The sequence below is a fragment of the Aquimarina besae genome (assembly GCF_042434905.1).
GTDB lineage: Bacteria > Bacteroidota > Bacteroidia > Flavobacteriales > Flavobacteriaceae > Aquimarina.
The window spans coordinates 1,410,834-1,434,489 of sequence record NZ_CP170199.1 but is presented as its reverse complement, the minus strand read 5'-3'; the positions used below and the strand labels follow the sequence as shown (position 1 = coordinate 1,434,489).

At 35.3% G+C, this 23,656-nt stretch carries 16 protein-coding genes; 9 read left to right on the top strand and 7 right to left on the bottom strand.

Going from position 1 to position 23,656, the window contains the following annotated elements:
- Positions 1-4 precede the first annotated feature (4 nt).
- Complete coding sequence (locus tag ACE94K_RS06145) at positions 5-1,567, bottom strand: peptide MFS transporter (RefSeq protein WP_378181449.1); 1,563 nt, start codon at positions 1,565-1,567, stop codon at positions 5-7.
- A 35-nt stretch (positions 1,568-1,602) separates the two neighbouring features.
- Positions 1,603-3,774 (bottom strand): S9 family peptidase, encoded by a 2,172-nt coding sequence (locus ACE94K_RS06140; protein WP_378181446.1) that lies wholly within the window; start codon positions 3,772-3,774, stop codon positions 1,603-1,605.
- 250 nt (positions 3,775-4,024) lie between these two features.
- On the opposite strand from ACE94K_RS06140, the gene ACE94K_RS06135 reads away from it, so the two are divergent.
- The 3 genes from ACE94K_RS06135 to ACE94K_RS06125 all read left to right on the top strand — a co-directional run bounded on the left by ACE94K_RS06135 (position 4,025) and on the right by ACE94K_RS06125 (position 9,315).
- Positions 4,025-5,341 carry a hydroxymethylglutaryl-CoA reductase, degradative gene (locus tag ACE94K_RS06135; RefSeq protein ID WP_378181443.1) on the top strand — a complete coding sequence of 439 codons (1,317 nt, stop codon included), beginning with the start codon at positions 4,025-4,027 and terminating at the stop codon, positions 5,339-5,341.
- A gap of 7 nt (positions 5,342-5,348) precedes the next feature.
- Complete coding sequence (locus ACE94K_RS06130) at positions 5,349-6,293, top strand: GYDIA family GHMP kinase (RefSeq protein WP_378181440.1); 945 nt, start codon at positions 5,349-5,351, stop codon at positions 6,291-6,293.
- Between the two features lie 472 nt (positions 6,294-6,765).
- Positions 6,766-9,315: a glycoside hydrolase family 9 protein gene (locus ACE94K_RS06125; RefSeq protein ID WP_378181437.1), complete on the top strand. Its 2,550-nt coding sequence runs from the start codon at positions 6,766-6,768 to the stop codon at positions 9,313-9,315.
- 96 nt (positions 9,316-9,411) lie between these two features.
- Here the strand turns inward: ACE94K_RS06125 and odhB are convergent, their stop codons facing one another.
- Positions 9,412-10,638 carry a 2-oxoglutarate dehydrogenase complex dihydrolipoyllysine-residue succinyltransferase gene (gene odhB / locus ACE94K_RS06120; protein WP_378181434.1) on the bottom strand — a complete coding sequence of 409 codons (1,227 nt, stop codon included), beginning with the start codon at positions 10,636-10,638 and terminating at the stop codon, positions 9,412-9,414.
- Positions 10,639-10,703: 65 nt separating this feature from the next.
- A complete protein-coding gene (locus ACE94K_RS06115; RefSeq protein ID WP_378181431.1) occupies positions 10,704-13,487 on the bottom strand; it encodes a 2-oxoglutarate dehydrogenase E1 component in 2,784 nt (927 codons plus the stop codon).
- Between the two features lie 114 nt (positions 13,488-13,601).
- On the opposite strand from ACE94K_RS06115, the gene ACE94K_RS06110 reads away from it, so the two are divergent.
- Both ACE94K_RS06110 and ACE94K_RS06105 read left to right on the top strand, forming a co-directional pair.
- Positions 13,602-14,123, top strand: coding sequence for an alpha-ketoglutarate decarboxylase (locus ACE94K_RS06110; protein WP_378181428.1), 522 nt, complete (start codon positions 13,602-13,604; stop codon positions 14,121-14,123).
- A gap of 140 nt (positions 14,124-14,263) precedes the next feature.
- Positions 14,264-14,635: a hypothetical protein gene (locus tag ACE94K_RS06105; protein ID WP_378181425.1), complete on the top strand. Its 372-nt coding sequence runs from the start codon at positions 14,264-14,266 to the stop codon at positions 14,633-14,635.
- A 14-nt stretch (positions 14,636-14,649) separates the two neighbouring features.
- On the opposite strand, the gene ACE94K_RS06100 is transcribed toward ACE94K_RS06105, so the two are convergent.
- Genes ACE94K_RS06100 through ACE94K_RS06090 form a run of 3 tightly spaced genes read right to left on the bottom strand, consistent with a single transcriptional unit; the run spans position 14,650 to position 16,620 of the window.
- Positions 14,650-15,282, bottom strand: coding sequence for a hypothetical protein (locus ACE94K_RS06100; protein ID WP_378181422.1), 633 nt, complete (start codon positions 15,280-15,282; stop codon positions 14,650-14,652).
- 14 nt (positions 15,283-15,296) lie between these two features.
- Positions 15,297-15,653, bottom strand: a complete 357-nt coding sequence (locus ACE94K_RS06095) for a hypothetical protein (protein ID WP_378181419.1) — start codon at positions 15,651-15,653, stop codon at positions 15,297-15,299.
- On the bottom strand, positions 15,646-16,620 hold the full coding sequence (locus tag ACE94K_RS06090) for a polyprenyl synthetase family protein (protein ID WP_378181416.1): 975 nt from the start codon (positions 16,618-16,620) through the stop codon (positions 15,646-15,648). Before ACE94K_RS06090 ends, ACE94K_RS06095 begins: the two co-directional genes overlap by 8 nt.
- A 185-nt stretch (positions 16,621-16,805) precedes the next feature.
- Here ACE94K_RS06090 and ACE94K_RS06085 point away from each other — a divergent pair, with 185 nt between their 5' ends.
- Genes ACE94K_RS06085 through ACE94K_RS06070 form a run of 4 tightly spaced genes read left to right on the top strand, consistent with a single transcriptional unit; the run spans position 16,806 to position 23,478 of the window.
- Positions 16,806-17,405 carry a TetR/AcrR family transcriptional regulator gene (locus tag ACE94K_RS06085; RefSeq protein ID WP_378181413.1) on the top strand — a complete coding sequence of 200 codons (600 nt, stop codon included), beginning with the start codon at positions 16,806-16,808 and terminating at the stop codon, positions 17,403-17,405.
- Between the two features lie 3 nt (positions 17,406-17,408).
- The gene (locus ACE94K_RS06080) at positions 17,409-18,773 is read left to right on the top strand and encodes a TolC family protein (RefSeq protein ID WP_378181410.1); all 1,365 of its coding nucleotides are present in this window, start codon (positions 17,409-17,411) and stop codon (positions 18,771-18,773) included.
- An 8-nt stretch (positions 18,774-18,781) separates the two neighbouring features.
- On the top strand, positions 18,782-19,948 hold the full coding sequence (locus ACE94K_RS06075; protein ID WP_378181407.1) for an efflux RND transporter periplasmic adaptor subunit: 1,167 nt from the start codon (positions 18,782-18,784) through the stop codon (positions 19,946-19,948).
- Between the two features lie 5 nt (positions 19,949-19,953).
- Positions 19,954-23,478 (top strand): efflux RND transporter permease subunit, encoded by a 3,525-nt coding sequence (locus ACE94K_RS06070; RefSeq protein ID WP_378181404.1) that lies wholly within the window; start codon positions 19,954-19,956, stop codon positions 23,476-23,478.
- The last annotated feature ends 178 nt before the right edge of the window (positions 23,479-23,656 follow it).

The following is a 23,656-nucleotide window of genomic DNA, read 5'->3' as shown; positions in this document are numbered from 1 at the left end:
AAACTTAGTTATCAGCTAATTCAAAACCTTCTGCTTCTTCATCCGTAGTTCCTTGTTTTAGGTCTTCAGCTTTATGGGTTAGTCTCTTTAAAGGTTTGAGTAATAAAATTACCAGCAAACCAAATATTACACAGAAAATAGTTATACCTGAGAAAATAGTTAATTCTCCAGCTTCCGACGCAGATTCTCCAATTAATCCAGCAACCTTATTCCCTAATCCAGTCGCTGCAAAATAAACACCCATCATTAATGCTCCATATCTTACTGGTGCAAGTTTAGTGATAAATGATAATGCCACTGGAGACGCACAAAGTTCCCCTATAGTATGAAATAAGTAAGCTAACACCAACCAATACATAGCAGATTTACCTAATTCTTCGTATTGCATCGACGCAAAAACCATGAACACAAATCCTAATCCCATAATAATAACTCCAGTCGCCATTTTAAATATGGAAGATGATTCCTTATTTCTGTGTTTCCACCAAAGCCAAAAATTAGCTACAGGAACCGCAAACAATATGATGTAAAATGGATTAAAAAATTGAAATACTGCCGCTGGTATCTCATACCCCATAATCATTCTTTCGGTTCTATTTTCCGCATATAAATTCATTAATCCGCCTGCTTGTTCAAAAGCCCCCCAAAAAACAATTACAATAATAAAAGATAATAATAATACTATATATCTATCCTTTTCCACTTTGGATTTTAGATCACCATAAATTGTGACCATCATTCCAACAACTAATGATAAAAACAAAAAGAAAATAACATACGCGATTTTCTGTTTCTCTATGAAGAAATAAGCAATTGCTGATGAGGAAATTGCCAAACCAACGGTAGTTATTAAAGGTGTAGTAGATGTAAAAAGAGTTCGAAAAATTTTACCTATAGAAACGTTATCATCATTCACCTGAACCTTTTCCGGTTTATTACCAACATGAACTAAAAATTTTTGCCCGGACATGTAAACCAATTGACCTAATACCATACCAATTGCAGCTAACCCAAAACCTGCGTGCCATCCGTATTCATTTGCTACGACAGCAACAACTAAACTAGCCAATGCAGCTCCTACGTTTATTCCAATGTAAAAAATTGAAAAACCTTTGTCTCTTCTTTCATCTCCAGGCAGATATAATCCTCCAACCAAAGTCGAAATATTTGGCTTTAACAAGCCAACTCCTGAAATAATGAGCGCAAGTCCCGTATAAAATGCCCACATTTCTTCAATAGACAGAATTCCATGACCAGCCACTAATAAAAGACCTCCAATCATCACAGAACGTTTTTGACCTAAGACTTTATCCGCTATTATTCCTCCAGGAATGGAAGCTACATAAACTAACATTGTATACCATCCATACAGAGACAAAGCTTCAACATCCAACCACCCCAAACCAGGATTATCACCAACAGTTTGTGCAGTTAGATATAAAACCAATATTCCTCGCATTCCGTAATAAGAAAACCGCTCCCACATTTCTGTTAAAAAAAGGATATATAATCCAATAGGATGTCCAAAAAGCTCTTTTTGATGAGCTGCTTTAACTGTATTTGCCATTATGTTAGTTTAATTAAATGAAGTTGTTTAATGATTTATAAGTTCTCTTTAATAAAATTGGTCATCTTAGTATACAAATGTAATCGAGTGTTACCTCCGTATATTCCGTGATTTTTATCAGGATAAATAGCCCAATCAAATTGTTTATTTTTCTGTACTAACGCTTCTATCAATCGCATCGTGTTTTGTACGTGCACGTTATCATCTGCGCTACCGTGTACTAGTAAGTATTTACCTTTTAATCCATCTACAAAATTGATAGGAGAATTGTCGTCATATCCTTTGGCATTCTCCTGCGGCGTCATTAAATATCGTTCTGTATAAATAGTATCATAAAATCTCCAACTTGTCACCGGTGCTACTGCAATACCCATTTTAAAAGTATCCGGTGCTTTGAACAAACAATTACTAGACATAAAACCTCCATAACTCCAGCCCCAAATTCCAATTCTGGAAGCATCAATATATGGCAAAGCTCCTAACTGTTTTGCTACCGCTATTTGATCCTGAACTTCAAGATTTCCTAGATCATTTTGAGTCACTTTCTTAAATTTTGCACCTTTAAAACCAGTTCCTCTTCCGTCTACACAAACCACCATATATCCTTGTTGTGCTAACATCATATACCAATAATCGTTAGCTCTGTTCCAAGAATTTTTAACTTGCTGAGATCCTGGTCCCGAATACTGATACATAAACAACGGATATTGTTTAGCAGGATCAAAATCTTTAGGCTTAATGGTCCACATATTCAAGGTTTCTCCATTTATCTCAATAGTAGAAAATTCTTTTGGTCTTACATCGTATTGAGCTAGTTTGTCTTTGAGTACTTGATTGTTTTTGATTTCGCGAATCACTTCTCCGGTTGTTGCGTTGTTTAACGTAAATTCGAAAGGAGTAGTGGTATTTGAGAAATAATTGATGTATTGACTAAAATCAGCACTAAAATCAGCATCATTCGTTCCTTCTTTGCTGCTTAAACGTTTTTTGTTCTTACCGTCAAGACCTATCGCATAAATATCTCTGTTGATATTTTTATTTTCAACACTTTGATAGAAAATTCTCTTGTTTTTTGGATCGTACCCGTAATAGTCAGTTACTTCCCAAGAGCCAGTAGTTACCTGATTCATAAGTTCTCCGGTCTCTTTATAATGATAGATATGGTTATATCCATCTTTCTCACTGGTCCAGATGAAGCTATTATCCTCTAAAAATGTTAGATTATCCGTGATATCAATGTAAGCTTCGTCTTTTTCATTGAGAACAATCTTTGGAGTCTTTGTTTTGGCATCCACAAAAATTAAATCCAGATTATTTTGATGTCTGTTTAACACTTGTACACTCAAAATATCCGGATTAGAAGACCATTTTATTCTAGGAATATAGAAATCTTTATAATCTCCAAGATTCACCTTATCTAATGACATGCTACTCAAATCGGCGATGTGCAATGAGACTTTTGCATTTTTTTCTCCAGCCTTTGGGTACTTGAACACATCCTGTTTTTGGTATAGTTCAGCGCCATATACATCCATAGAAAACTCTGGAACCTCTTTTTCGTCAAATCTTATATAGGCTACTTTGTTACTATCAGCACTCCAGTCAAAAGCTCTCACAAAAGCAAATTCTTCCTCATAAACCCAATCTGTAATACCATTGATGATTTCATTTTTCTTTCCGTCATCAGTTAGCTGAATCTCTTCTCCGGTAACAAAATTTAAAACATAGATGTTATTATCCATTACATATGCCAGTTTGCTCCCGTCAGGAGATAACGCAGGTGATTGTATTTTTTGGTCGCTAATTTTAAAACTACTATTGGATGGTACGTCAAAAATATGGTATATACCTTTGGTAGAATGACGGTAAATTTGCTCTAACTCGCTTGCTAGCAATATTCTTTTTTCGTCTTTGCTAAATTCGTAATCCTGAAAATATTTCAGATCATCAATAAAAGACGAATTAATTATTGTTTTTACTTTTTCTCCTGTTGCATAATCATATACTTCTATTGATGTATTTCCAGAAGTATCATCTCTTTCTAGAACTGAATATTGTGTTCCGTTATTCATTGAATGTAAAGACTCTAATCTTTCTGTGCTAAACGCTCCTCCCCATATTTCTTCCAGAGTAAAGGCTTTGTCCTGACCTATGGTCAGAAAGCTTATAAATAATGCTATCCCAAAAAACAATCTGGTTATCTTCATATATTACTTTTAAAAAATTTGTTAACGCCAAGAATACTAAAAAATCCGTGAAAAATACAACAATTGACGTTAAATACAATAAAAAGCAGTACGGGAAAGCAATATTTGTTAACATATCATCAATGAAATTATCTTAAAACATCAAAAGGTTTTCCTTACAAAAAACCTTAAAATATATTTTATAAATTATCAAAAATCGGTTGATACCAAACAGAATAGTATCTTTGACCTCTGATTGTAAAAAAATAATATGTCTCCAGTGGTTTCCGGCTTTTCTAAGCTTTCTAAATCTGATAAAATCAAATGGTTGGTTGAGCATCATTTTAACAATGATCAAAATACGGTTGATATTCTTAAAACTTATTGGAACTCTGACAAAAAGCTTCAGCAGTTACATGACGAGTTTACAGAAAACACCATTTCTAATTATTACCTACCATTTTCTGTAGCCCCTAATTTTTTAATTAATGGCGAGCGATACACTATCCCTATGGCTATAGAAGAAAGCTCTGTAGTTGCTGCAGCTAGTAAAGCGGCTAAATTTTGGCAAAACAGAGGAGGTTTTAAAGCTGAAGTATTATCCACCGTTAAAGTTGGACAAGTACATTTTACATATACAGGAGATACTGAAAAATTAAGAATATTTTTTAAAGATAGTAAATCGGAACTTATTGCCTCTGCTTCTCATATTACCAGAAACATGGAAAAACGTGGCGGTGGTATTCTTGATATTGAGCTTAGAGACAAATCTTCAGAAATTGAAAACTACTACCAACTGCATTGTACTTTTGCCACCGTTGATGCGATGGGAGCTAATTTTATCAATTCTTGTTTGGAGCAATTTGCGGATTTTTTGATAAATGCTGCTAAAGTTTATGAAGGTTTTTCTGAATTAGAGCAGAAAATAGAAATCATTATGAGCATTTTATCGAATTATGTTCCTGATTGTCTGGTTAAAGCTTCTGTTTCTTGTCCGATCCAAGATTTACCCGCAGTTGGTGATTTATCTCCTCTTCAATACGCACAGAAATTTGTAAGAGCCGTCCAGATTGCAAAAGTAGAACCTTACCGTGCTGTCACACACAATAAAGGTATCATGAATGGAATTGATGCTGTAGTCCTGGCAACCGGAAACGATTTTAGAGCTATAGAAGCTGGAGCACACGCTTATGCCTCCAGAAACGGTACATATACCAGTCTAACAGATGCAACAATTGAAGAAGATACTTTCCATTTTTCAATTCAAATTCCTCTTGCTTTAGGAACCGTGGGAGGGTTAACTTCGCTTCATCCCTTGGTAAAACTTGCATTACATCTTTTAGGAGACCCTAATGCAAAAAAACTGATGCAAATAACAGCAGTTGCAGGTCTAGCCCAAAATTTTGGAGCTATAAACTCACTCATCACTACAGGAATTCAGCAAGGACACATGAAAATGCACTTAATGAACATATTAAACCAGTTTGAAGCAACAGATGAAGAAAAGGATCAACTTGTAGAATATTTTAAAACCAATACCGTAACTCATAGTGAGGTAGTACAACAAATTGAAAAACTGAGACGTTAACTAGTTAATGAAAAAATCCTTTTACAGTCACGGCAAACTTCTACTCACTTCAGAATACTTAGTTCTCGACGGTATTGAGGCACTGGCTTTACCTACAAAAAAAGGACAATGGCTTTCTGTTGAAGAAAACAAATCTGATCAACTTATCTGGAAAAGTCTCGATCACGAAGGACAATGTTGGTTTGAAACTAAGATCAAACTCCCTCTAATAAGTTCTGAACAAAGTAATATTCTAGAAACATCAATACTTACCGATGAAGAAGGATTAGGTATTACAGAAACACTTTTAGAAATATTACAGGTTGCTCAAGAATTAAATCCAGAATTTCTATCCAATGAAAAGGGCTTTACAGTAGAAACCCGTTTAGAATTTAATCGCAATTGGGGGTTAGGCTCCTCTTCTACTCTTATTAATAACATAGCACAGTGGGCAGAGATCGATGCTTTTAAACTGCTAAAGAAAAGTTTTGGAGGAAGTGGATATGATATAGCCAGCGCACAACATGAGTATCCAATTGTTTATACCCGAAAAGAAGAAAAACCCATAGTTAAAAAAGCAAATTTTGACCCTGCCTTTAAAGATCAACTACATTTTGTATACCTTAATCAAAAGCAGGATAGCAAACAATCTATTAAGCATTATCAATCACTACCCTTAAAGGATTTTGACGAAGCTGCAGCTAACATAAAGACCATAACTGATGCCATTTTAAACTGTTCTTCTTTATCAGCATTCTGTGTACTCATTGATCAGCACGAAGCAATAATTTCAAAAGTCATAAAAACTCCCACGGTCAAATCTACCTTGTTTTCGGATTATGAAGGAAGTATTAAAAGTCTTGGTGGTTGGGGAGGTGATTTTGTGCTAGTAACCGGATCGAATTCAGATATGAAATATTTTAGAAATAAAGGGTACAATATTATAATTCCATATTTAGAGATGATATTGTGACCTATCGAATTTTAATAAACTACTATACTTTTAAGATTTTTTGTAGCTAATCACTTCTTATTTTCTATATAAAATATCTTTAATTTTGATATTTCGCTTTACCACCGATCTCTTAAAAATATCAATAAAATCAATATATACAATGATTTTAGTGAAATGATTCCTTTCTAAAGCAATATGTACATAATTTGTTAAGACATCTACATTAATACTTTGCACTATTCTTTTTTAATTTTGCTCCTCGCCACAAATCCTTGAACACACTAATGATACCATAAAGTTAGTTAAGGATGGCAGCAAGAATTAAAAAAAACAAATCTCACGAAAAAGTTTACTTAAAATTACGTTTAGTTTTTCGTGATTTTCCAAACTTTATGTTTTTAAAGATTTGCTAATAGTCTAATTTTCGCAGCGAAATAATTAATTAAATATTTAAACTCAACAGAAATTTAAAACTTAACTTATTGTCCCAATGAAAAAGAGAATTTTATTCACCACTGCCTTTTTATTATTTATGATTCCGTTGGTCAACGGTCAGATCATCTATAGCGATAATTTTGATGAAGCCGTATTAAACATAGAATCATCTAGTTCCTACACATCTTCCTTATCCGGAGGTAATTTAGTTATCACAGGTAATGGTACAGCAGGGGATTTTGATCCAATAGTATACACCTTGCACAACTCAGGAACAGAAACATCTATTGACATTTCTGGTAATGAAACATTATTCATTAAGGTTTCAGGAACCTCCAATCCTAATTTAAGGATTGATATTCAGGACGAAGATGGTTTTGTAACAAATCTTAATGCCCAATCTTCAAGAATCGACAATTCATTAACTATTTATGAATTTAATTATTCCAGCAGTCTGCAAGACGGAGGATACGGAGGTTCTGATTGTACGCAGGCTACTGCTCCCTGCCCAGTTGATCCTTCAAAAATTCGGTTTATACAGTTTTTTGTAAATCCCGGCACTAATGCAGGTCAATACAATGGTACAATTACTATAGATTGGATTTCTTTTGGAGAACCTTTGGAAACTCCACCGCCTCCATCTGCTTTTGAAGTTCGCTATAATCAAGTTGGATATTTAGTGGGAAGAAATAAAACGATTAGCATTGCAGCAAGTGGTAGTTTTAGTAATCAGGCCTTTACCATATTGGATAGTGGTGATAATGAAGTAATGTCTGGAACTACAGGAGCATCTTCTTTATGGAGTGACTCGGGAGAACACATTGTACACGTAGATATCTCGTCAATAGATACCGAAGGAACTTATAAATTTCAAATTGATTCTGAAGAAATTACCTTTAAAGTAAGTAATGATGGATATGCTGAACTCAGAGAAGAAGCTTTTAAATACTATTACTACAACCGTGCTTCTACAGCCTTAGAAGCAACACACGCCGGAGTTTATGCCAGACCAACAGGAATACCTGACAATATAGTACGTGTTCATTCTTCTGCGGCTTCAGCTTCCAGACCTACAGGAACGATAATTTCCTCTCCCAAAGGTTGGTACGATGCAGGAGACTACAATAAATATATCGTAAACAGCGGAATTAGCACCTACACATTATTAGCAGCTTTTGAACACTACAAAACCGAGTGGGAAAATCTACAATATAACATTCCGGAGCAAGGAGGCAACCTCCCAGATATTTTGGATGAGGTACTATGGAATCTAGATTGGATGTTGACTATGCAAGATCCGGTAAGTGAAGGTGGTGATGGCGGAGTTTATCACAAATTAACAGCTAAAAACTTTTCTGGTAGAATAATGCCGGCTCAATACAATCTAGACAGATACGTAGTGCAGAAATCTACTGCTGCGGCTTTAAACTTTGCCGCCGTTACTGCGGTAGCATCCAGAATATTTGCAGATTATGAAAGTGTACGACCTGGATTTAGTGATCAGTTAGAGCAGGCTGCAAAAGATGCATATGCGTGGGCAAAAGCAAATCCAGCAATATACTATCGTCAGGGATCCGGAACACCGGTATCAGATATCAATACTGGAGAATATGGCGATTCTAACGTTACTGATGAGTTTCAATGGGCTGCTGTTGAGTTATTTATCACTACCGGAGAAGCAATTTATCAAAATGACATAGATGTAAGTTCTATTGGAGGAGGAACTCCAAGCTGGCCATATAGTGATCCTTTAGCACTTATTTCTATTGCACATCACGCCAGCAGTTTAAACGGTTCTATCAATGTAACCCAAGCCAATAATACCTTGATTGGTACTGCGAGTCAGTTAAGAGATCGTGTTAATTCTTCTGCGATGAAAATTACTATGGAAGGCAATGACTATTCATGGGGAAGTAACGGGGCAGTTGGAAATCAGTTAATATTATTAATAAGAGCGTATGAACTCACAGATGATGAGTCCTATTTAGAAGCTGCGTATACGGCTATGGACTATATTTTCGGTAGAAACGGAACCGGATATTCTTACGTTACCGGTTTTGGTGATAGACAAGTTTTTGAACCGCATCACAGGATATCTGATGCAGATGGTGTTTCTGCTCCTATCCCAGGTATGATTGTTGGTGGACCGCAAAATGAAAATAATCCAGACTCAGGTGATTGTGCAGGTTCTGGAGTTAGTTTCCCATCGAATCAGCCAGCTTCAAAATATGTAGATCATTGGTGTTCGTATTCTACAAATGAGATTACTATTAACTGGAATGCTCCTTTAGTGTATGCAATGCACGCTTTAGATTTTTATCAAAAAGAAGCACTTACTCTCTCGGTTGATACTTTTGAAACATCATCTAAAGCATTTGAGCTTTTCCCTAATCCAACAAATCAAATTTTAAATATTAGGTTTGCTGTGGCTTCCGGTTCACCCTCTACTATAGACATCTACTCTATTCAAGGAAAAAAGATATTGTCTAGTCAATTAGACACCACTGAATCGACTTTAAATATTGGAAACCTAAGTTCCGGTCTTTATATGGTACAAATCACCACAAACGGAAAGAGCGAAACCGCTAAAATTGTTAAGCGATAAGTCAAAAAACTTGTAATAACCGTCTAAACTAATTCCAAAAAAAGCCACTAAACTAATCGTTTAGTGGCTTTCATATTTTTGTTCATAAATAATAACTTAAAGCTCTAATGCTTTTGTTACATTATTATCCATCAATAATTCTTCAGGGTTTTCTAATGCTTCCTTAACCGCTACCAAGAACCCAACGGATTCTTTACCATCAATAATTCTATGATCGTACGACAGGGCTACATACATAATAGGCGCTACCACGATTTGACCATCTCTTACGATTGGTCTTTCTACGATATTGTGCATTCCTAAAATGGCGCTCTGTGGAGGATTAATAATAGGAGTTGATAGCATACTACCAAATACTCCACCGTTAGTGATAGTAAAAGTTCCTCCCGTCATTTCATCAACAGTAATTTGCCCCTCGCGAGCCCTTATAGCCAATCTTTTTACTTCGGATTCAACACCTCTAAAGCTTAAATTCTCCGCATTTCTTATGACAGGAACCATCAAACCTTTTGGTCCCGAAACAGCAATACTGATATCTTGAAAATCATAAGAAATCATCTCTTTACCATCGATCATCGAGTTTACCGCAGGATACATTTTTAAGGCTCTTACACAAGCCAATGTAAAGAAAGACATAAACCCAAGGCTTACTCCATGTTTACTTTTAAAGCTTTCTTTATATTGTTTTCTTAAGTCGAAAATTGGTTGCATATCCACCTCATTAAAAGTGGTCAACATTGCCGTTTCATTTTTTACAGAAACCAACCGCTCTGCTACTTTACGACGTAGCATAGATAGTTTTGTGCGAGATTCTCCTCTGCTTCCAGGTCCCGGAGTCCCCATAGATGGCTTTGCTTCTATAGCGTCTGCTTTAGTAATTCGTCCGTCACGACCTGTACCTTTCACTTGAGAAGGCTCTATACCTTTTTCCGCTAATACTTTTTTAGCTGCCGGAGAGGCTGTACCACTAGCATAGGTTTCTGTCTTTGCAGGAGCTGGTGTTTCTGATTTAACAGGCTCAGGAGTTGCTTCTTTCTTTTCTTCGGCCTTTGGAGCTTCGTTTGAAGTGTTACCATCTGGCTTGGCAGCATCTGTATCTATAAGGCATACAACTTCTCCAACTGCTACCGCATCACCTTCTTCCGCCTTTAGCGTTATGATACCACTAGCCTCTGCGGGAAGTTCTAATGTTGCTTTATCACTATCAACTTCTGCTATAGCTTGGTCTTTTTCTACATAATCACCATCTTCTACAAGCCATTGAGCAATTTCTACTTCTGTAATAGATTCTCCCGGAGAGGGGACTTTCATTTCTAAAGCCATAATTCTTAATTTATACTTTAAATCGCATTCGCGAAAATATTTCTATTTATCGTTATTTTACCTTACTATTTCTTTTTTCTTTTTTGATTCTCTTTTGTTTTATCAAAAACATAATCAATCACTTCCTGATGTCTTCTTTTGGATCTTGTTGCACTACCAGCTGCCGGAGCACCATAAGGTCTTCTACTAGCAAATCTAAAGGAGCTTGCATCGTCATAATGCATCAAAATATGGCTTAGTGCCCCCATATTACGAGGTTCTTCCTGAGCCCAAACTACATCATCTGCTTTATATTTTTTAATGATCGCATCCATTTCTTTTATCGGAAGCGGAAATAATTGTTCTATTCTTACCAAAGCAACATCTTTTCTCTCTAGTTTTTCCCTTTCTTCTAACAGATCGTAGTAAAATTTACCTGTACAAAATACTAACGTTTTGGTATCTTTTGCTTTTGCTTCTGGGTCATCTATAACCGTTTGAAAACTTCCATTTGCCAATTCTTCTTTAGTAGAAACTACTTTTGGATGACGTAATAAGCTTTTTGGTGTAAAAATTATTAAGGGTTTGCGATAACCTGCCTTCATTTGCCTTCTTAACAAATGAAACAAGTTAGCTGGTGTGGTTACATCGGCCACAAACATATTATCCTTTGCGCATAACTGAAGATAGCGTTCCATTCTTGCGGAGGAATGTTCTGCTCCCTGACCCTCATAACCATGTGGTAACAACATTACTAATCCATTCTGTAGTTTCCATTTATCTTCTGCAGAGGATATGTATTGATCGATCATAATCTGAGCACCATTGCTAAAGTCTCCAAATTGAGCTTCCCAAATGGTCAAGGTATCAGGGCTAGCCATAGCATACCCGTAATCAAACCCTACTACTCCATATTCTGATAACAACGAATTATAAATGTAGAAATCACCTTGATCACCTTTAAGGTTATTTAGCAGTAATACTTCTTCTTCACTATCTTCCACTTTCACCACTGCGTGTCGGTGCGAGAATGTTCCTCTTTCTACATCCTGTCCACTCATCCTAACATCATACCCTTCTTTTAATAAAGATCCGTAAGCTAATAACTCTCCCATCGCCCAATCCAACTCGTCCTTCTCAAAATACATGCTGTGTCTCTGATCAATCAATCGCTCGATTTTACGAAGAAACTTTTTATCAGATGGTAGCTTAGTAATCACTTCTGCAATTTCAGTAAGATCTTTTTTAGGATATGTTGTGTCTACAGCTTCCATCATCTCATCTTCCTGCACTCTAGTAAAACCGGCCCATTCATCTTGCATAAACGGAGTAATTACTGTTTTTTCCTGTTTACGAGAATCTTCTAATTCTTCTTCGAGAGAAGCTTTATATTCTTTCTCAAGCTCAGCTACAAAATCTTTGTTAATAATTCCTTCAGCAATCAATTTTTCAGCATAAATATCTCTAGGGTTTTTATGCTTTGCAATAGCTTTATATAATTTAGGTTGTGTAAAACGAGGTTCATCACCTTCGTTATGACCGTACTTTCTATATCCCAACAAATCGATAAATACATCACGTCCAAAATTCATTCTAAAGTCCAATGCAAAATTAGTTGCGTGTACCACAGCCTCTGCATCATCAGCATTTACGTGAAGTACTGGTGACAATGTCACCTTACCAACATCTGTACAATAGGTAGATGAACGTGCATCCAAGTAATTGGTGGTAAACCCTATTTGGTTATTCACCACTATATGTATAGTTCCACCAGTTCTGTAACCATCTAACTGTGCCATCTGCACAATTTCATATACTAATCCTTGACCTGCAATAGCGGCATCCCCGTGCACTACAATTGGTAAAACCTGAGATATATTTTCTTTATAATATTTATCTTGTTTTGCTCTGGTAATTCCTTCTACCACTGCTCCTACTGTTTCTAAATGCGATGGGTTTGGAGCAATGTTCATATTAATTGCTTTACCAGAATCGGTTTCGCGTTTAGAAGTCCATCCTAAATGATATTTTACATCTCCATCAAAAACTGCTTCCTCATAATCTTTACCATCAAACTCGCTAAAGATATCTTTAGGACTTTTTCCAAAAATATTGGTTAAGGTACTAAGACGACCTCGATGCGCCATCCCCATAACGAACTCCTTAACTCCCATATCTGCAGCCTTCTCTACTAAGGCATCCAGTGCGGGGATTAATGATTCTCCTCCTTCAAGGGAAAAACGTTTTTGTCCTACATATTTAGTATGCAAAAAGCTTTCAAAAGAGACCGCTTGATTCAGTTTTTTAAGAATATGTTTTTTCTGTTCTGAAGAGAATTTGGTTCTGTTGGTATTAAAGTTTACCCGTTCTTGTATCCATTCTCTTTCTTCCGGATTACGGATATACATATACTCAACACCGATAGCATCACAATAAATTTGTTCTAGGTGTACAATAATGTTGCTTAATGTATCTGGTCCCAGCGCGATGATCTCTCCGGCATTGAATACTGTATTGAGATCACCTTGACTTAATCCAAAATTTTCTAAAGCAAGAGAAGGATGATATTTTCTTCGTTCTCTAACCGGATTTGTTTTGGTGAATAAATGTCCACGTGTTCTGTATGCATCAATAAGACGCACTACTTGAAACTCTTTCTGAACATTCTCGGGAACTGCAACTGTATTCTGTGAGTCTTTTTCAATATAAATGGTTTCCCCAGAGCCATCTGCACTTTCTAATCCAAAATCAAATCCTTGAAAAAATGCTCTCCAACTAGGTTCTACACTATCTGGGTTTTGCAAATATTGATCATATAAATCTGCAAAAAATGCGGTATTAGCCGCATTCAAAAATGAATATTTATCCATATGTAAGTATTCAACCGTCTTTTTATTATAAAACATCACAAAAATACAATAATTACAGTATATTGAGTACCCAATTATATATATTTATTGTAACATTTTTTTATAAATTTAACAATGAAAGTGTTTCTTGTTCAGAAAATCAAATTCCTAACCCTATTTTTCTCAATTTTACTTTGCCTCCAAATAGGATATTCTCAGGATGATAATTTTTGGTCACATGTTAGAATTGGAGGAAATATCGGAATTGGATTTACTGATGATACTTTTAATGGTATTTTAGCTCCTTCTGCCATATATGACTTTAATCATCAATTCAGTTTAGGTTTTGGGCTTAATTTTGGATACACGAACGCGCGCAATTTTACGGCTACCAATTATGGCGCAAGCCTAATTACTTTATACAATCCTTTTCCTGCATTACAATTATCGGCAGAATTCGAGCAAATGGGAGTAAGCAGAAGTTTTGAGATTGAAGGTAGAGATATCAACGACGATTATTGGTACCCAGCGCTATTTCTTGGGGCTGGTTATAGGGTAGGGTTTGTGAGTGTTGGCCTGCGGTATGATGTTTTATATGATGACGATAAAAGTATATACGCGAGTGCTTATGCTCCTTTTGTGAGGGTGTTTTTCTAAAAAAGCATACTATAACCCTAAAAATTGCGTTCTTAATCTATAAGAATCTACCAGTTATCTAATAAACATGGAGATCACTATGGATTTAGGGTATTTTCTTTATTTTAGACATCATTTTACGATTAAAACCCCAAAATACAATGAAAAAGTATCTTCTAATGCTCTCCATAGGGATAGCGATGTCATCCTGTTCCAGCAGCAAAAAAACAGTTTCTACAGAATTTGATCCTAATAATAATCCATATTATGTAAAAAAAGGAAAAAAAGAATCAAATGAAATAAGTGATCCAAAAATACAGGGAAAAATAACCGATATCATCGAAAAACATCTTAATATTTCCATATCATCTATTGCCATATCACCGATAACTTTAACAGACTCTGGTTATCATTGGAAATTTATGAATGTAAGAAATGGAAAGAGTTTTATAGGATCCACCGACCTTAATTTTGAATCTGTTAAAATAGTAAAGAACACCAAAAAAGCAAACACTCAAGTTTCTGATTTTTAAAAATTCAAATTCTTTTACCAAATGTGAAATATGCATTTAGGTTTTTGATTGGAATAGCTTTCTAACTTTTTTTCAGCTTTTCTGAGTATACGATATTTATAACGTACATCCTCGATATCCTCAGAACAGTTCGCTTTTTTGAAAGTAAGTTTATTGAAATAGTCCTTGTCCCAATCTGAAAGTTTTTCACCGTGTTTTCTTTCAAAACAAATCTGATTAAGATTTTTTTGAAAAAACATTCGTTGTTCTGTGACTTCTATAACTTTCTCTATACTGGTCGAAGATACTCCCTGGCTACTTTGTTTATACAGGGTATTCATAAACATTTCTTCAGAAATCGATGTTTTTATTCTCAAAGAATCATTTTTTAAATAATAATTTTCCAGAAACGAATTATTACCAAAGCCCTGTTTGTAAATATGTGTAATTAACAGCAATTGTTCATTTTCATAGTACAATTCTATTCGTCCTGACAAATCTTCTGAACATTTATAATACTTTGTTCTATTCTTTATTAAAGTATCTTTCGTTGCAATTCTATCCAGTAAAACTTCGTAAGAGGTGTTGAAAATATCAAAGACATCCTGACCTTGTGCAAAATTTACGTTAAAAAAGGATAGCAATAAAATGCTAGTTAATACTTTCATAAGATTATCTAATATTATAATTGACTTCTGAAATATACCTTTTGCCATTCTCTTTTTAAAATCAAAAATGCGGCATATTTTGCGATAGCTATACTCTCTTCAGACTTGCATTTTTTGATATCACTTTCAGACACATCCACCGCATACAATAAATTTAAATAATCATTAAACGCATGATCTAGTTTGTCTAAAAGAACTTTTTCAATTTCTAAAAAAAGCTCTTTTGGTTTTGCCTGTTGATTTACTTCATAATCAATTCCAGCTCGATTAATATCCTTCTGAAGTTGCAGAATTAGCTGAGGATATAGATCAGATGCCACAACCTGCTCTACCAACTGTTCTATCGATATTATGTTTACATAGTTAGACACTTCTATTCATTAATTGTTCTCCAAAAGCACGCAACACTGTCTTTTTTTCTTCAGAAATAGACAAATTATTTAAAACTCCAAAGGCTTTTTTAGTATACTTTTCTATTTCTAATCTTGTTTTCTCTTTTGCTCCTGTAGCTTCAAAAATAGCCTTCACAGTTTGTACTTTCTCTGAGGGGTTTTCCGGATTCAAAGAAAACAAACCTTCTAACTGTTTTTTTACATTACTATCTGCACCTTCTATCGAGGTCAAATACAGAAAAGTTTTTTTGTTCTCTATAATATCACCACCTACTTGTTTTCCAAAAGTTTCCGGATCTCCAAACGCATCTAGGTAATCGTCCTGCAGCTGAAATGCAAGCCCTAATAACCTTCCGAAATCGTAAATAGACGATTTACAAGTATCAGAAGCCTCTGCAATGATAGCACCCATTTGCATAGCTGCCGCTACCAATACAGCCGTCTTATACTCAATCATTTTGAGATATTCTGGAATCGTTACATCCTCTCTAGTTTCAAAATCAATGTCATACTGCTGTCCTTCACATACCTCTATAGCCGTTTTGGTAAACAATTTGGCTAATTGTTTAAAAGTATCTCCATTATAATTTTCAAAGAGTTGATAGGCATTAATCAACATCGCATCCCCAGAAAGAATACCGGTATTTATATCCCATTTTTCGTGAACAGTCTCCTTTCCTCTGCGTAATGGAGCATCATCCATTATATCATCATGAACTAATGAAAAATTATGAAAAACCTCAATAGCCAAAGCTGCATCTAATGCTTTTTCATAGGAACTACCAAAGATTTCTGATGTCATTAAGACCAAAGTTGGTCTTAGCCGTTTTCCTCCAAGATTTAGGATGTATGAGATAGGCTCATAAAGATTCTTTGGTTCTTTTTCTAAAGTATTTTTCGATAAGTACTCTAAAAAATATCTCTGATAATCTGAAATGGTGTGCACTATTGTTTTTTTTATGCTAAAGTAAATGAATCTTTTTAAATGATGTATAGCAAACCTAAACTCAAATCACATTAATCTATTTAACAGGACGTTAGGTCAGTGTTAAAAAATTGTGAAACTTAGGAAACTTTTAATGTTTTTAAAGTTTCCTCTTGTACATTTGCACGAATCATTTAAAACCCTATATGAAGGAAAAAATAATTGAAAAAGCGAATGATATGTTCTTGAGCCTAGGTTTCAAGAGTGTTACCATGGATGATCTTGCTTCAGAAATGGGGATTTCTAAAAAAACGATCTACGCACATTTTCAAAACAAAACGAAGTTAGTAGAAGCCACTACCGATCATTTATTTTGTTCGATTAGTGATGGTATCGATGCTATTTTAGAAGAAAAACAAGAACCGATAGAAGAATTATATGCCATCAAAGCTTTTGTCATGCATCATCTGAAGGACGAGAAAACATCGCCACAATATCAACTTCAAAAATACTACCCCAAAATACACAACAGCCTAAAAGTAAGACAGTTTGAAACCATGCAAGAATGTGTGATCGAAAACCTAGAAAGAGGAATAAAAAAAGGGGTTTTTCGCAAAAATATAAATGTTGAAATTATATCTCGTCTCTATTTTATGGGAATGACCGGAATTAAAGATCAAGAAATGTTTCCGAGCCAGGTCTTTCCTGTTTCTAAACTAATGACAGATTATCTGGAATATCATATTAGAGGAATTGCAACCGAAAAAGGATTAAACATTTTAAACAAGCTAATAAAAGAACAATAAATTATGAGAAACCAACTCTGGTCCTTATGCTTCTTTAGTTTATTCACTGTATATGTTCTGGCTCAGGAAACTCCTGTTTCTTCCCAGTATACATTTACTTTGAACGAGGCTATAGAGTTTGCCTTAGAAAACAGCTACCAATCTATCAACGCAAGACGAGATGTAGCTAAGGCATTGAAGCAAAAATGGGAAACTACTGCGACAGGCCTGCCACAAATTAACGCAGCTATTGATTACCAAAACCAATTAAGACAACAACCTATTTTATTTCCGGAAATAGATCAATCTACAGGGCAACCTATTGAAGGACAATTTCAAGAATTTTTCACACCACAACAACAAGCCTCTGCAACTGCCACTTTATCCCAGTTACTTTTCGATGGATCTTATCTTGTAGGATTAGAAGCTGCTAAAAGCTTTTTACAGTACAGCAACGATTCTGAAGAAAAAGTACAACTCAATGTTCGTGAGAGTGTTATCAATGCTTACGGAAGCGTTTTAGTTTCGCAAGAAAGAGTAAAAATTCTACAAAAAAATAAAGAAACTCTAGAAAAGAACTTTGAAGAAAGAAAAACAATTTTCGAAAACGGATTAGCAGAAGAAGAAGATGTGGAGCAATTACAAATTACCTTACTCCAGATTACTAATCAATTAAATAATGCGAAAAGGTTATCCGAAATAGCATTACAAATGTTTAATCTTACCATTGGAGTCGATGTGGATTCTACTACTATTTTAGCGGATAATCTTGATAGTTTGACCATCAAAAATGTTGATCCATCTATCGGACTGAAACCATTCGCAATTGAGAATAATATCGATTATCGATTAGGATATTTATTAACCGAACAAAGAAGACTAGAACTAAAACTAGAGAAGAGTAAAGCGTTGCCCAAATTATCTGCTTTTGTTAATTATGGTACAGCAGCATTTGATAATGATTTTGTTTTTTTCGAAAGTGAAACAAGATGGTTTCAATCCTCTGTATTTGGTGTTAGTCTTAATATTCCAATCTTCAGTTCATTAGGCCGAAGTGCCAAAACTCAAAGGGCAAGAATAGCTTTTGAACAAGCCAACACCTCTTTTATTGAAGCGCAACAGCAGATTCAACTTCAATATAACAGTACGCTAAGCGACTATCAACTTTCTTTGGAAACGTATGAAACCTCTAAACAAAACCTTGCGTTAGCAGAAAGAATAGAAAATAAAAATCAAATCAAATATACTGAAGGACTGGCTTCCAGTTTTGAATTACGACAAGCACAACTGCAACTCTACAGTGTGCAGCAAGAGGTGCTTCAAGCAATGCTGACCATTATTAATAATAAAGCCAAACTGGAATCAATTCTCAATACACCAAATAACTAATTACACTCATGAAAAAGATACATATCATATTATCTGTATTTCTCCTTATAATTTCTTGCGGGCAAGAAGGCGGAAAGTCTATAGAAAAAGTCATTGAAAAAGGTGATTTGTCTGCCATCAGAGCAAAGAGAAGTGAAATTGTTGCAGAGCAGCAAGCTGTAGCAAACAAATTAAAACAACTGGACGAAGCAATCGCTTCTTTAGATACGATTAAAAAACTACCTCTGGTAACAACAATAACTGCAAAAGATACTTTATTTACACATTATCTAGAGCTACAAGGAAGTGTAGAAACTAAAAAGAATATTGTACTATATCCGGAAACCGCAGGAACACTGGTAAGAGTTTTAGTAAAAGAAGGGCAACGTGTTTCTAAGGGACAAACTTTAGCAAGAATTGACGATGGTGGTCTTAGTCAGCAACTAGCACAAATGGAAGTTCAGGCCGAATTGGCAAAAACAACTTTTGAGCGTCAGAAAAAATTATGGGAACAAAAAATAGGGTCGGAAATACAATACCTACAGGCTAAAACAAATTATGAGTCTACAAAAAATGGAGTTGAACAGATGAAACGGCAGTTAGCAAAATCTGTTGTAAGCGCTCCTTTTTCAGGAATTGTAGATGATATTATGGCAGAACAAGGAAGTGTGGTAGCTCCTGGACAAACGGCATTGATCCGTATTGTAAATCTGGATGAGATGTATATAGAAACTGAAGTTCCTGAGAGCTATATTTCAAGTATTGTTACTGGAAAAGAAGCTAAAGTGTATTTTCCTGTTTTAGGTAAAACCATCGATGCCAAAATCCGTCAGGTAGGAAATTATATCAACCCAAATAACCGTTCATTTACTGTAGAAGTTGCCATCCCTAATAAAAACGGAATGATCAAACCGAATCTTACAGCTAAAGTAAAAATTAATGATTACACCAGCGAAAATGCCATTTTAATTCCACAAAGTATCATTTCAGAAAACTCAGATGGCGACCAATATACATACATTGCCAATAGCAAGGATGCTAAAAACATTGCTAAAGCTAAAAGAGTTATTGTAAAAACCGGTAAAACCCAAGGAGATTATATCGAAATTCTAGATGGAATCAATAATGGAGATGCTATCATCAGCGAAGGAGCAAGAAGCGTAAAGGATGGCCAAAAAGTAGAAATCATAAACTAAATCGTATGGAAAAGAAGAAGAAAAATGTAGATAAAGAGTTTATACTATCCTCTTGGGCCATTGATAATCCAACAACTATCTATGTAATGATAGGAATTTTTCTGGTTTTAGGTTTATCAGCATACTTCTCGATGCCCAGAGAAAACTTTCCTGAGATTAACGAGACTAAAATTTACATTAGTGTCCCATATCCAGGGAATACTGCAGAGGATATAGAAAGACTTATCGTTGATCCTTTAGAGGATAAGTTAAAAAACGTTAGTAATGTTGTTGAAGTTATTTCAACATCCCAAGAAGATTATGGGATCATTACGGTAGAATTTGACGATGGTCTTACCGTTACACAAGCAAAGCAAAAGGTAAAGGATGAAGTAGATTCTGAAACTGCTAATGAGGACTGGCCAACATTTAATGGCGCTAAAGTGGAACCTAATGTTTTTGACCTGAGTATCTCTGAAGAAACCCCGATTATGAACATCAACATCACAGGAGATTATCCTGTTGATAAATTGAAAGAATATGGTGAATATCTGGAAGATGAGATTGAAGATCTTTTAGAAATCAAAAAGGTTGACATTAGAGGAGCACAGGAAAAAGAAGTTGAGGTTGCCGTGGACATTTATAAAATGATGGCCGCAAAAGTAAGCTTTGATGATGTGATCAATACGATTAGAAATGGAAACGTCACTATGTCTGCAGGAAATATGATTACAAGCGGACAACGCCGAACTATTAGAATTCTCGGGGAAATTGACAGGCCTTCGCAACTAGATGATTTTGTAGTAAAATCCCAAAACGGTGCCGTGTATTTGAGAGATATTGCAAAAGTAACGTTTAAAGAAGAAGATAAAACCACCTATGCCCGAGAATTCGGGGATAATGTAGTCATGTTAGAGGTTAAGAAACGTTCTGGTAAAAATATGGTGGAAGCAGCGGAAAAAATTAATAAAATAGTCGCCGATGCAAAAGAAAATGTATTCCCCACAGACCTGAACATAAGTATCGCGAATGATCAATCCTCTAAAACAATCAATCAGGTGGATGATCTGGTAAATAACATCATTTTCGGTATTATACTGGTTGTGGGAGTTTTACAATTTTTTCTTGGGTTTAGAAATGCATTGTTTGTAGGTTTTGCAATCCCGATGTCCATGTTTATGTCATTTATGATATTGTCTTTATTTGGATATACCATGAATACGATGATTCTTTTTGCATTGATTATGGGATTAGGAATGCTGGTAGATAATGGTATTGTGGTCGTTGAGAACGTGTATCGTTTGATGGAAGAAGAAGGTATGTCTCGCATCGAAGCTGCTAAAAAAGGAATCGGTGAAATTGCTTTTCCCATCATTATATCTACCGCAACCACTGTAGCAGCATTTTTACCTTTGGCTTTTTGGCCGGGAGTGATGGGAGAGTTTATGAAATATTTTCCTATTACGCTTTCTGTAGTTCTAGGTTCTTCCTTATTCGTGGCAATCTTTATTAACTCCATGCTGGTATCCCGCTTTATGGAAATTGGAGAAAAAGTGCTTACTGTAAAACAACTGATTAAAATAAGCATTATTCTTGGTGGATTCGGAATCTTTATTTTAATTTTTGGAGGAACAGTCAGAGGTTTGGGGACCCTAATGATTTTTACAGCCATTATGTTCTGGTTCTATCGTTTTGCATTAAAAAATGCAGCACTTTTCTTTCAAAGACGCATTTTAACCTGGCTTGAAAACAGTTACCAACGATTTTTAAATTTCGCATTAAAAGGGTGGAGATCTTACGGATTTGTAGCCGGTACTTTTCTTTTATTGTTTATTGTATTTGGCATGTTTGGGGCCTCTATAGAAAGTCAACGTACAAAGGTTGAATTTTTTCCGGATAATACTCCAAATCAAATTATTGTGTATATCGAATATCCTCAGGGAACCGATATTAATAAAACTAACAAAATCACCAAAGAGATTGAGAAACGGGTATATGCGGTGATCAATGATGAAGAATATATTGAAGGTGATGATTATAATTATCTGGTAGAAGCTGCAGTATCACAAGTTGGTGAAGGAGCCGGTAACCCTCAAACGGATGGTGGTAGTAGTGCAGAAATGCCGCATCGTGCTAAAATCATTGCAGCGATGAGAGAATACAAATTCAGAAAAGGGAAAGATTCTGAAGTACTTCGACAAAAAGTACAGGATGCTCTAAAAGGAATTTATCCGGGGGTTGCCATCTCTGTAGAAAAGGATGCGGTAGGACCTCCAGCAGGATATCCGATTAATATAGAAATTGAAGGTTCGGACTATGATGAATTAATCAACATAGCAGAAAAAATGAGGAACTTCATTAATGAAAAGAATATACCTGGAATAGAAGAACTAAAAATAGACGTCAACAAAGGAAAACCCGCTATGCAAGTGGTTGTGGATCGAGAAAAAGCTGGTGAATTGGGTGTTGCTGCAGGGCAGGTTGGAAATCAATTAAGGCGTTCGATTTTTGGTGAAAAAGCCGGGGTCTATAAAAAAGATGGAGAGGATTATGATATCTATGTTCGTTTTGATGAAGACAATCGATATAATACCAGTGCTTTGTTCAATCAAAATATCACATTTAGAGATCCGGCTTCAGGTAAACTGAAGGAAATTCCTGTTTCTGCCGTAGCTTCTCAAAAAAACACCTCATCATTTAGTGCAATTAAACATAAAGATACCAAAAGAGTGGTAACTGTATATTCAGGGTTACAACCCGGTTATACCGATGCAGGAGCCATCGTATCTCAAATACAAACCGAGATGGCAAGCTTTGAAGAATTGCCTAAGAGTGTAAAAATAGATTATACCGGACAAATTGAAGAACAAAACAAACAAATGTCTTTTTTAATGGGAGCATTTTTCTCAGGACTTGGATTGATTATGCTATTATTAATTTTTCAATTTAGCTCTATATCAAAACCTACCATTATCATGCTAGCTATATTTTTAAGCTTTATAGGGGTTTTTGGAGGTATTCTTATCACAGGCGCAGCATTTGTGATTATGATGACCATGATGGGAATTATATCACTTGCAGGAATTGTAGTAAACAATGGAGTGGTATTACTAGATTATACACAATTATTGATTGATCGTAAAATGGTAGAACTAGATCTTGATGATGATGAATTATTACCTAACGAAGAAGTTAGAAAATTAGTCGTACAAGGAGGTAGAGCGCGTTTACGACCCGTAATACTAACGGCAATCACCACCGTACTTGGATTAATCCCATTAGCGGTCGGTTTCAATGTAGATTTCTTTTCTTTATTTACAGAATTTGATCCTAAAATCTATATTGGTGGAGACAACGTAATTTTCTGGGGACCATTAGCTTGGGCCGTAATCTATGGTTTGATCATCGCTACGTTTTTAACACTGATCATCGTGCCTTGTTTGTTCTTTATTGTACACAAAGTGAAAGTAAGATTTAGCAAAAAGAAAATTGTTGAAGAACTCTCTACGCCCGATGAGGATATTGCTATAGGATCTCCTGCTACTACATAAAGTAAGCAGGATTCATTATAGACAAAAAAAGCCGCGAGTTCGCGGCTTTTTTTGTCTATACGCTTTTTAACTTTTGCCATTTACAAGATCTAAAACGAAAAAAATAGCCCTCAACAGGTAACATTTATTGTAACGATGAAACGTATTAAAAAGGATATTCATTTTAATCCACAACAAA